The 279-nt window shown below is 68.1% G+C and carries 1 protein-coding gene; it reads right to left on the bottom strand.

Annotated elements, in window-relative coordinates; all coding sequences use genetic code 11:
- On the bottom strand, window positions 1–279 hold a 279-nt coding region (locus tag BN1123_RS21720; protein WP_042028325.1), incomplete at both ends, for an Ig-like domain-containing protein.

Raw genomic sequence — 279 nt, 5'->3', positions numbered from 1 at the left:
GGCGGTGGTGTCGAGCAAGGTGGTGTCGTCGGTGGCGCTGGCCGGGTTGCCCGCCGCGTCGGTGACGCTGGCCACCACGGTCAGGTTGCCATCCGCCAGCCCGCTCAGATCGGCGCGGGTGTTGTAGTTGCCATCGCTATCGGTGACGGCCGTGACGGTCACCTTGTCGCCGTTGGCATCGCTGATCACCAGGGTCACGGTGCGGTTCGGGCCGACATCGGAGGTGCCGCTGATGGGCGCGTTGGCCACATTGCCCGCGTTCACGTCATCCAGGCTCAC

Origin of the sequence: Aeromonas enteropelogenes (assembly GCF_000819845.1) — a bacterium.
Lineage (GTDB): Bacteria > Pseudomonadota > Gammaproteobacteria > Enterobacterales > Aeromonadaceae > Aeromonas > Aeromonas enteropelogenes.
The sequence above is the reverse complement of the archived record's forward strand: the minus strand, read 5'-3'. Positions and strand labels throughout refer to the sequence as shown.